A 9,514-nucleotide genomic window follows, 5' to 3' on the forward strand; every position below is an offset into this window, starting at 1 on the left:
AATAACGGAAAAAGGCCGGTGGCAAGAGCCACCAGCCATCAGCCTGTCGCTTGACGCTCGGGCTGGAGGTGCAAAGTCGAAAGTTACTTAACTTCGACTTCAGCGCCTGCTTCTTCCAGCTTCTTCTTCGCGTCTTCAGCAGCTTCTTTCGAAACGCCTTCAGCGATAACCTGAGGAGCGGTGTCAACCTTCTCCTTGGCTTCTTTCAGACCCAGACCGGTCAGTTCACGTACAGCCTTGATCACGTTGACTTTCTTCTCGCCAGCGCCTTTCAGGATTACGTTGAACTCGGTTTGCTCTTCAACAACAGCGGCAGCAGCAGCTGGACCAGCCGAAGCAGCAGCAGCGGTAACGCCGAAAGTTTCTTCCATCGCTTTGATCAGCTCAACGATTTCCACTACGGATTTCTGGCCGATTGCTTCGATGATTTGTTCGTTAGTCAGAGACATGACTCAATTCCTGAATTGGGGGACGGCCTACGCGACCATCGAAATAAACAAAAAACGCGAGAAGTTGACGAGCCTTAGGCTGCGGCAGCTTCTTTCTGGTCGCGAATTGCCGCCAGAGTACGAGCCAATTTGCTGGTAGCGCCTTGAATCACGCTCATCAGCTGAGAAATTGCTTCGTCACGGGTCGGCAAGGTTGCCAGTACGTCGATCTGATTAGCTGCGAGGAACTTGCCCTCGAACGCAGCTGCCTTGATCTCGAACTTGTCCTGACCCTTGGCAAACTCTTTGAAAATACGAGCAGCAGCGCCCGGATGTTCGTTCGAGAATGCAATCAGGGTCGGGCCGGTGAACACGTCGTTGAGGACACTGTATTGAGTGTCAGCAACAGCGCGCTTGAGCAGGGTGTTACGTACAACACGTACGTAAACGCCAGCTTCACGAGCCTCTTTACGGAGTCCGGTCATTGCGCCTACTGTTACGCCACGTGCATCAACCACGACAGCGGACAGAGCGACTTTGGCAGCCTCGTTGACTTCAGCGACGATGGCCTTCTTGTCTTCGAGATTAATTGCCACGGGTTTAACTCCTGCTTGTTACCGTTTCATTCGATCGAAACCGAATGTCGTTTTGGTGTCTGATTCGGTAAGGAACCGGGAGCACCATCTGCGTAGGCTTATGGTTTAAGACTTGCGTCGCCTACGGTCTTGGATAGCCCCCGCCAGGCAGGGACCCCAATCTTTCGATTGGCGCGAACAATCGCGCCAACCTTTGTCTTACGCGTCCAGCGAGCTCTGATCGATAACCAGACCTGGGCCCATAGTGGTGCTCAGGGTAACGCGCTTGACATAGATACCTTTCGAAGAAGCTGGCTTGATACGCTTCAGATCAGCGATCAGGGCTTCAACGTTTTCCTTCAGCTTGACGGCGTCGAAGCCCATCTTGCCAACGGAGGTGTGAATGATGCCGTTTTTGTCGGTGCGATAACGAACCTGACCAGCTTTAGCGTTTTTAACCGCGGTAGCTACGTCTGGAGTTACAGTACCAACCTTAGGGTTAGGCATCAGACCACGTGGACCGAGGATCTGGCCCAGCTGACCTACAACGCGCATGGCATCCGGGGATGCGATCACTACGTCATAGTTCAGGTCGCCGCCTTTCATTTCGGCAGCCAGGTCGTCCATACCTACACGGTCAGCGCCGGCAGCCAAAGCGGCCTCAGCAGCTGGACCCTGAGTGAAGACAGCAACGCGAACAGTCTTGCCAGTGCCGTGTGGCAGCACAGTAGCGCTACGAACAACCTGGTCGGATTTACGCGGGTCTACACCCAGGTTTACAGCAACGTCGAACGACTCGCTGAACTTGACAGTCGACAGCTCAGCCAGCAGAGCTGCGGCGTCTACAATGTTGTAGGCCTTGCCTGCTTCGATTTTGCCGGCGATAGCCTTTTGACGCTTGGTCAGCTTAGCCATTACACACCCTCCACGTTAAGGCCCATGCTACGAGCAGAACCGGCGATAGTACGCACGGCTGCATCCATATCAGCTGCAGTCAGATCCGCGTTTTTGGTTTTCGCGATTTCTTCCAGCTGAGCACGGGTAACGGTGCCAACCTTAACGGTGTTCGGACGAGCGGAACCGCTGGTCAAACCGGCCGCTTTCTTCAGCAGAACCGAAGCAGGGGTGGATTTTGTTTCGAAAGTGAAGCTACGGTCGCTGTAGACAGTGATGATCACTGGAGTCGGCAGACCAGCTTCCAGACCCTGAGTACGGGCGTTGAAAGCTTTGCAGAATTCCATGATGTTCACGCCGTGCTGACCCAGAGCAGGACCAACAGGTGGGCTTGGGTTAGCCTGAGCGGCCTTCACTTGCAGCTTGATGTAAGCGGTAATTTTCTTGGCCATGAGGCACTCCAATTACGGGTTCGAACGCCTCGAAAGGCTCCCCGGTTACTTGCGCGTTTATCCCAGTGACGACAAAACCCCACAGCCTAGGGCTGCGGGGTTGGGATGCTTGTCCAGTTAGACCTTTTCGACCTGACTGAACTCCAACTCTACCGGAGTAGAGCGACCGAAAATAAGCACAGCCACTTGGATCCGGCTCTTTTCGTAATTAACTTCTTCAACAACGCCATTGAAATCAGCGAATGGACCGTCATTGACACGCACCGTTTCACCTGGCTCGAAGAGAGTCTTCGGCTTCGGCTTGTCGCTACCATCAGCAACACGACGCAGAATCGCTTCTGCCTCTTTATCGGTGATCGGTGCAGGCTTATCAGCAGTACCGCCAATAAAGCCCATCACCCGAGGAGTATCCTTGACCAAGTGCCAAGTACCCTCATTCATATCCATCTGAACCAGCACGTAGCCCGGAAAGAACTTACGCTCGCTTTTGCGCTTCTGGCCATTACGCATTTCAACCACTTCTTCAGTGGGAACCAGAATCTCGCCGAAGCCATCTTCCATGCCAGCCAGCTTTACGCGCTCGATCAGCGAGCGCATCACATGCTTCTCGTAACCCGAGTAAGCATGCACAACATACCAACGCTTAGCCACGGGACACCCTTAGCCGACAATCAAGGAAACAAGCCAACCGAGCAGGGAATCAAGCCCCCACAACAGCAACGCCATAACCAGGACAACAGCCACCACAATCAGGGTGGTCTGCGTGGTTTCTTGGCGAGTTGGCCACACGACTTTACGAATCTCGGTGCGAGCTTCCTTCACCAGTACAAAGAAAGACTTGCCCTTCGCAGTCTGCAGGCCTACAAAGGCAGCTACAGCAGCAATGACAAGCAAAGCGAGTACACGGTACAGGATCGGCGAAGCAGAGTAATACTGATTACCAACAACGCCAACAACTACCAAAGCGACAACTACAAGCCACTTGAGCAGATCGAAGCGAGAGCCTTGAGCTTCAGCTTTAGGAGTCATCTATGAAGATCCTGTGAAAAGAAAGCCAGACACACCGATTGAATCTGGCAGGTCAGGAGGGAATCGAACCCCCAACCTACGGTTTTGGAGACCGTCGCTCTGCCAATTGAGCTACTGACCTAAAACAAAATCAGGCCGACCATTATGCCGGCCCGAAAAATACATTACAACCAATTACTCGATGATTTTAGCTACGACGCCAGCGCCGACGGTACGACCGCCTTCACGGATAGCGAAACGCAGACCGTCTTCCATCGCGATGGTTTTGATCAGGGTAACAGTCATCTGAATGTTGTCACCTGGCATTACCATTTCAACACCTTCTGGCAGCTCGCAGTTACCAGTCACGTCAGTAGTACGGAAGTAGAACTGTGGACGGTAGCCTTTGAAGAACGGAGTATGACGACCGCCTTCTTCCTTGCTCAGAACGTAAACTTCTGCGGTGAACTTGGTGTGCGGCTTAACCGAACCCGGCTTAACCAGAACCTGACCACGCTCAACGTCGTCACGCTTGGCGCCACGCAGCAGAACGCCGCAGTTCTCGCCAGCACGACCTTCGTCGAGCAGTTTGCGGAACATTTCAACACCGGTGCAGGTGGTGACGGTAGTGTCACGCAGACCAACGATTTCCAGTGGATCCTGAACGCGAACGATACCGCGCTCGATACGACCAGTCACAACAGTACCGCGACCCGAGATCGAGAACACGTCTTCGATCGGCATCAGGAATGGCTTGTCGATCATACGAACTGGCTCAGGGATGTAGGTATCCAGAGTTTCAACCAGTTTACGAACGGCAGTGGTGCCCATTTCGTTGTCGTCTTTGCCTTCCAGCGCCATACGAGCCGAACCGATGATGATTGGAGTGTCATCGCCCGGGAAGTCATAGGTGGACAGCAGGTCGCGAACTTCCATCTCAACCAGTTCCAGCAGCTCAGCGTCGTCTACCAGGTCAGCCTTGTTCAGGAAGACCACGATGTACGGAACGCCTACCTGACGGGACAGCAGGATGTGCTCACGGGTTTGCGGCATCGGACCATCGGCGGCCGAGCAAACCAGGATCGCGCCGTCCATCTGGGCAGCACCAGTGATCATGTTCTTCACGTAGTCAGCGTGACCTGGGCAGTCAACGTGAGCGTAGTGACGAATTGTCGAGTTGTACTCAACGTGAGCGGTGTTGATGGTGATACCGCGAGCTTTTTCTTCTGGTGCGCTGTCGATCTTGTCGAAGTCAACGATTGCAGAACCGAAAACTTCGGAGCAAACGCGAGTCAGAGCAGCAGTCAGAGTGGTTTTACCGTGGTCAACGTGACCAATGGTCCCAACGTTGACGTGGGGCAGGGAACGATCAAATTTTTCCTTAGCCATCGATATCACCCTCAACAGAAGAAATTAGACAAACAATATCAGCCATTAAAACAAAGGCAGATATTTTCATATCTGCCTTGTTATATGGAGCTCTTGAGCGGATTTGAACCGCTGACCTCACCCTTACCAAGGGTGTGCTCTACCAACTGAGCTACAAGAGCAAAACACTTTGCACAACCTGCAAACTTGGAGCGGGTAGCGGGAATCGAACCCGCATCATCAGCTTGGAAGGCTGAGGTTCTACCACTAAACTATACCCGCGGAGCCTGCAGCTCACGCTTAAATCTGGTGGAGGGAGAAGGATTCGAACCTTCGAAGTCGTAGACGTCAGATTTACAGTCTGATCCCTTTGGCCGCTCGGGAACCCCTCCTAATCAGGCCGGCATTCTATACTATGCCAAACCTCTGTCAAGCATTTTCTCATTTAAAAACCTGAGGTTAGCTGCATTGACATCACCTCACTTTGAATTCCTGTTTAGGTCTTCGCTGTGGAGCGGGCGCCATTCTATGCAAACTATTCAGCAGGTGCAACCCCCTCACACAGCATTATTTTATGTTTTAACTCATTGAATTCCTTGGAAAGGTTTTGCAACTGGGCATCCCCTAGCAAACGCTGGCTCTTAGGTGCAATAGACAACCAATAACCAGCCCCAGAAGCATCCTTCGACGACGATTCCACATCGACATCCATTTCAACCAACCGCTGCCGAAGGGCGGAAATCGATTCTTCCCGGGAAAAGCCACCAAGGAAAAGGCAGTCTTTCCGCCCAACTCCCTGCACCTCCCGAACATCACCCTTCGTTTCACTGAGCAGGCGAATGTCTTGCTGGGAACCTCGATATAAACTAAGAGGCGTTACGTCCTTCGCCCGCAAGGGTGCCTCCTGCTGATGCCAGACATAATAGAAACCATTAAGAACAAGGAGCAGGAGAAACAACCAACGCATACAAACCTCAGGAAAAAGGACACGCCATAGCCAACCCCACAAACACGAGGTCGGGTACGACTCGGGCCTCGGGAGCGACATCTGCGACCAATACAGCATCACCGCCGGTTATAAAGATTGCGAAATCTTTCCCCCAGTAGGAACTCGCCATTTCCAGTTGAGTCAGCACAAAGCCTCGCAACATTAACGAACACCCACGCTCCACCGCCTCAACAGTGGTCCGCCCTGGCGCATTGCTGGACAGCGCGCGTTCAGCTGCCAGGTCGCCATAGCGAATCTTGCGGGTATGGGTACGCAACTGATTTCGCATCAATGGCATCCCCGGGCAAATAAAGCCGCCCAGATGCTCACCATCAGCAGCAATAAAATCAGCAGTTACCGCCGTACCGAAATCGAGTACCAGGCAAGCGCTGCCCGATGCGAGATGAAACCCGCCAAGCATGGCCAACCATCTATCGAGCCCTAGACGCTCGTAGTCTTCATAACCATTTTTGACACCAGACATTTCACGAGCGGACTTCGCGCACACCACCGAAATGCCGAACTCCCGCTCGATCGCATGGATCAATGCATCGGTTTCCTCCGCAGTCCTGACACTGACCACGCGACACTTGCGCAGCATGAGCCCGTCAAGGGATCTCAAACTAGCCAGCAACGCCAAATCAGAGTCGACAACTCCCTCGGAAAAGAGAGCCCCGGGCGCAGCCTTCAGTACTCGCCATTTAATAAAGCTGTTCCCGCAGTCGAGCTCAAGAATCATCACGCAACCTCAGACTGAGCTCACCACCACTAAAGACTTTTTCCACGCCACCCACCTTCAGGCGCAGCGCACCCTGACTATCTATTCCGAGCACCACGCCATCTACCTGACTCGAACCCGCAATCAACGATACAGCCCGATCTTGCCACAGGTGATTAGCCTCCCATTCTGCCTGGAGAACCGAGAAGCCATTCGCCTGATGACGCTGAATGTAAGCATGTAACTGCTCACTCAGCTCAACCACCAAGGCATTACGATCACTGCTTTTGCCTGACTCAAGCCGGATAGAGGTCCATTGCTGGTCGACCTCATCAGCTAGCTGCATATTCACATTGATGCCAATACCTAACACCACATGGCAAACGTCTGCCGGATCTCCGACGAGCTCAAGGAGAATACCGGCGATTTTCTTGTTACCTACCAGGACATCGTTGGGCCACTTCAATCCGGCACTTGGCACACCGAAATTTCGCAGAGCCTGCAAGACAGCCAACCCCACGACAAGACTCAAGCCCTCGAGTTGACGCATTCCGCCATCAATACGCAGAACAAGGCTGTAATAAAGATTTTCAGCAAACGGGCTCACCCATTTGCGACCTCTTCGCCCGCGCCCGGAGACTTGCCGCTCCGCGAGCACCAAAAAGGGCGCCAAACTACCTTGGCCGATCGCGCGCAAAGCCTCAGCGTTTGTCGAATCGACCAAATCCAGAACGGTCACCGGCCAGCCTGGCGCCATTGCAGATATAGTCAGAGGGTCGAGCAGCATCAATGGCGCAGCCAGTTGATAGCCCCGCCCCCTAACTTTATGAATAGATAAGCCAAGATCAGCCTCCAGATGCTGAAGCTGCTTCCATACCGCACTTCGACTTATTCCCAGGGCAGCGCCCAGATCCTGACCAGAATGGAATCGACCATCCTTCAGAAGGTTCAACAACGTCAGCATGCAGGTCTCGCCTCACAATGAGGCCCGAATAATAGCCATGCCCCGGGCCGTTGCATAGAAATCAAGCAGATACATTTCCTGCGGGCAAAACAAAACCCCAACTGCTTTCGCAATTGGGGTTTCGGAATTTAATCTTGACGATGACCTACTCTCACATGGGGAAACCCCACACTACCATCGGCGATGCATCGTTTCACTGCTGAGTTCGGGATGGGATCAGGTGGTTCCAACGCTCTATGGTCGTCAAGAAATTCGGGTACTGAGTCGTGACCTTATGGCCTCGCTTCAGCAAATTGGGTACGTGATAGCTTTCGGTGTCTTGTGCTGCCTTTTTAGGTGCAGTCGAACTTTCGGTTCGTTTCGTCTTCACACACCGCAATCTGGTCTCTTCGACGCAAATTGCTTGGGTGTTATATGGTCAAGCCTCACGGGCAATTAGTATTGGTTAGCTCAACGCCTCACAGCGCTTACACACCCAACCTATCAACGTCGTAGTCTTCGACGGCCCTTCAGGGAACTCAAGGTTCCAGTGAGATCTCATCTTGAGGCAAGTTTCCCGCTTAGATGCTTTCAGCGGTTATCTTTCCCGAACATAGCTACCCGGCAATGCCACTGGCGTGACAACCGGAACACCAGAGGTTCGTCCACTCCGGTCCTCTCGTACTAGGAGCAGCCCCTCTCAAATCTCAAACGTCCACGGCAGATAGGGACCGAACTGTCTCACGACGTTCTAAACCCAGCTCGCGTACCACTTTAAATGGCGAACAGCCATACCCTTGGGACCGGCTTCAGCCCCAGGATGTGATGAGCCGACATCGAGGTGCCAAACACCGCCGTCGATATGAACTCTTGGGCGGTATCAGCCTGTTATCCCCGGAGTACCTTTTATCCGTTGAGCGATGGCCCTTCCATACAGAACCACCGGATCACTAAGACCTACTTTCGTACCTGCTCGACGTGTCTGTCTCGCAGTCAAGCGCGCTTTTGCCTTTATACTCTACGACCGATTTCCGACCGGTCTGAGCGCACCTTCGTACTCCTCCGTTACTCTTTAGGAGGAGACCGCCCCAGTCAAACTACCCACCATACACTGTCCTCGATCCGGATAACGGACCTGAGTTAGAACCTCAAAGTTGCCAGGGTGGTATTTCAAGGATGGCTCCACGCGAACTGGCGTCCACGCTTCAAAGCCTCCCACCTATCCTACACAAGCAAATTCAAAGTCCAGTGCAAAGCTATAGTAAAGGTTCACGGGGTCTTTCCGTCTAGCCGCGGATACACTGCATCTTCACAGCGATTTCAATTTCACTGAGTCTCGGGTGGAGACAGCGCCGCCATCGTTACGCCATTCGTGCAGGTCGGAACTTACCCGACAAGGAATTTCGCTACCTTAGGACCGTTATAGTTACGGCCGCCGTTTACCGGGGCTTCGATCAAGAGCTTCGCGTTAGCTAACCCCATCAATTAACCTTCCGGCACCGGGCAGGCGTCACACCCTATACGTCCACTTTCGTGTTTGCAGAGTGCTGTGTTTTTAATAAACAGTCGCAGCGGCCTGGTATCTTCGACCGGCATGAGCTTACGGAGCAAGTCCTTCACCCTCACCGGCGCACCTTCTCCCGAAGTTACGGTGCCATTTTGCCTAGTTCCTTCACCCGAGTTCTCTCAAGCGCCTTGGTATTCTCTACCCAACCACCTGTGTCGGTTTGGGGTACGGTTCCTGGTTACCTGAAGCTTAGAAGCTTTTCTTGGAAGCATGGCATCAACCACTTCGTGTTCTAAAAGAACACTCGTCATCAGCTCTCGGCCTTAAGATCCCGGATTTACCTAAGATCTCAGCCTACCACCTTAAACTTGGACAACCAACGCCAAGCTGGCCTAGCCTTCTCCGTCCCTCCATCGCAATAACCAGAAGTACAGGAATATTAACCTGTTTTCCATCGACTACGCTTTTCAGCCTCGCCTTAGGGACCGACTAACCCTGCGTCGATTAACGTTGCGCAGGAAACCTTGGTCTTTCGGCGTGGGTGTTTTTCACACCCATTGTCGTTACTCATGTCAGCATTCGCACTTCTGATACCTCCAGCAAGCTTCTCAACTCACCTTCACAGGCTTACAG

General features: G+C 53.0%; 10 protein-coding genes, 4 tRNA genes and 2 rRNA genes (1 of these 16 running past the window's edge). All 16 read right to left on the minus strand.

The window, feature by feature from the left end; genetic code table 11:
* Positions 1 to 83: 83 nt before the first annotated feature.
* On the minus strand, positions 84 to 449 hold the full coding sequence (gene rplL, locus U6037_RS26080) for a 50S ribosomal protein L7/L12 (protein WP_322844985.1): 366 nt from the start codon (positions 447 to 449) through the stop codon (positions 84 to 86).
* A 74-nt stretch (positions 450 to 523) separates the two neighbouring features.
* A complete protein-coding gene (gene rplJ, locus U6037_RS26085) occupies positions 524 to 1,024 on the minus strand; it encodes a 50S ribosomal protein L10 (RefSeq protein WP_008081912.1) in 501 nt (166 codons plus the stop codon).
* A gap of 198 nt (positions 1,025 to 1,222) precedes the next feature.
* Positions 1,223 to 1,918 carry a 50S ribosomal protein L1 gene (rplA, locus tag U6037_RS26090; RefSeq protein ID WP_007916481.1) on the minus strand — a complete coding sequence of 232 codons (696 nt, stop codon included), beginning with the start codon at positions 1,916 to 1,918 and terminating at the stop codon, positions 1,223 to 1,225.
* Entirely contained in the window at positions 1,918 to 2,349 is a 432-nt protein-coding gene (gene rplK, locus U6037_RS26095; RefSeq protein ID WP_003228756.1) for a 50S ribosomal protein L11, read from the minus strand. Before rplK ends, rplA begins: the two co-directional genes overlap by 1 nt.
* A 117-nt stretch (positions 2,350 to 2,466) precedes the next feature.
* Positions 2,467 to 3,000, minus strand: coding sequence for a transcription termination/antitermination protein NusG (gene nusG / locus U6037_RS26100; protein ID WP_007957598.1), 534 nt, complete (start codon positions 2,998 to 3,000; stop codon positions 2,467 to 2,469).
* A 9-nt stretch (positions 3,001 to 3,009) separates the two neighbouring features.
* The gene (secE, locus tag U6037_RS26105; RefSeq protein ID WP_007916493.1) at positions 3,010 to 3,378 is read right to left on the minus strand and encodes a preprotein translocase subunit SecE; all 369 of its coding nucleotides are present in this window, start codon (positions 3,376 to 3,378) and stop codon (positions 3,010 to 3,012) included.
* 45 nt (positions 3,379 to 3,423) lie between these two features.
* Positions 3,424 to 3,499 (minus strand) — tRNA-Trp (locus U6037_RS26110).
* A 53-nt stretch (positions 3,500 to 3,552) separates the two neighbouring features.
* Positions 3,553 to 4,746 carry an elongation factor Tu gene (tuf, locus tag U6037_RS26115; RefSeq protein ID WP_322844986.1) on the minus strand — a complete coding sequence of 398 codons (1,194 nt, stop codon included), beginning with the start codon at positions 4,744 to 4,746 and terminating at the stop codon, positions 3,553 to 3,555.
* Between the two features lie 85 nt (positions 4,747 to 4,831).
* Positions 4,832 to 4,907 (minus strand) — tRNA-Thr (locus U6037_RS26120).
* Positions 4,908 to 4,933: 26 nt separating this feature from the next.
* Positions 4,934 to 5,007, minus strand: a tRNA-Gly gene (locus U6037_RS26125).
* 25 nt (positions 5,008 to 5,032) lie between these two features.
* A tRNA-Tyr gene (locus U6037_RS26130) sits at positions 5,033 to 5,117 on the minus strand.
* Between the two features lie 143 nt (positions 5,118 to 5,260).
* Positions 5,261 to 5,692: a hypothetical protein gene (locus tag U6037_RS26135; protein ID WP_322844987.1), complete on the minus strand. Its 432-nt coding sequence runs from the start codon at positions 5,690 to 5,692 to the stop codon at positions 5,261 to 5,263.
* Positions 5,693 to 5,699: 7 nt separating this feature from the next.
* Positions 5,700 to 6,452, minus strand: a complete 753-nt coding sequence (locus tag U6037_RS26140; RefSeq protein WP_322844988.1) for a pantothenate kinase — start codon at positions 6,450 to 6,452, stop codon at positions 5,700 to 5,702.
* On the minus strand, positions 6,442 to 7,395 hold the full coding sequence (gene birA, locus U6037_RS26145) for a bifunctional biotin--[acetyl-CoA-carboxylase] ligase/biotin operon repressor BirA (RefSeq protein ID WP_322844989.1): 954 nt from the start codon (positions 7,393 to 7,395) through the stop codon (positions 6,442 to 6,444). Before birA ends, U6037_RS26140 begins: the two co-directional genes overlap by 11 nt.
* Positions 7,396 to 7,527: 132 nt before the next feature.
* Positions 7,528 to 7,643 (minus strand): 5S ribosomal RNA (rrf, locus tag U6037_RS26150).
* Between the two features lie 166 nt (positions 7,644 to 7,809).
* A 23S ribosomal RNA gene (locus U6037_RS26155) occupies positions 7,810 to 9,514 on the minus strand; it runs 1,189 nt beyond the window's last position.

This window comes from Pseudomonas sp. B33.4, assembly GCF_034555375.1.
GTDB lineage: Bacteria > Pseudomonadota > Gammaproteobacteria > Pseudomonadales > Pseudomonadaceae > Aquipseudomonas.

What these genes read in the sequence shown, in the direction of transcription:
- U6037_RS26140 (WP_322844988.1), bottom strand. Translation starts at nt 6,452, where the DNA reads ATGATTCTTGAGCTCGACTGCGGGAACAGCTTTATTAAATGGCGAGTA.
- rplK (WP_003228756.1), bottom strand. Translation starts at nt 2,349, where the DNA reads ATGGCCAAGAAAATTACCGCTTACATCAAGCTGCAAGTGAAGGCCGCT.
- rplA (WP_007916481.1), bottom strand. Translation starts at nt 1,918, where the DNA reads ATGGCTAAGCTGACCAAGCGTCAAAAGGCTATCGCCGGCAAAATCGAA.
- U6037_RS26135 (WP_322844987.1), bottom strand. Translation starts at nt 5,692, where the DNA reads ATGCGTTGGTTGTTTCTCCTGCTCCTTGTTCTTAATGGTTTCTATTAT.
- tuf (WP_322844986.1), bottom strand. Translation starts at nt 4,746, where the DNA reads ATGGCTAAGGAAAAATTTGATCGTTCCCTGCCCCACGTCAACGTTGGG.
- rplL (WP_322844985.1), bottom strand. Translation starts at nt 449, where the DNA reads ATGTCTCTGACTAACGAACAAATCATCGAAGCAATCGGCCAGAAATCC.
- birA (WP_322844989.1), bottom strand. Translation starts at nt 7,395, where the DNA reads ATGCTGACGTTGTTGAACCTTCTGAAGGATGGTCGATTCCATTCTGGT.
- secE (WP_007916493.1), bottom strand. Translation starts at nt 3,378, where the DNA reads ATGACTCCTAAAGCTGAAGCTCAAGGCTCTCGCTTCGATCTGCTCAAG.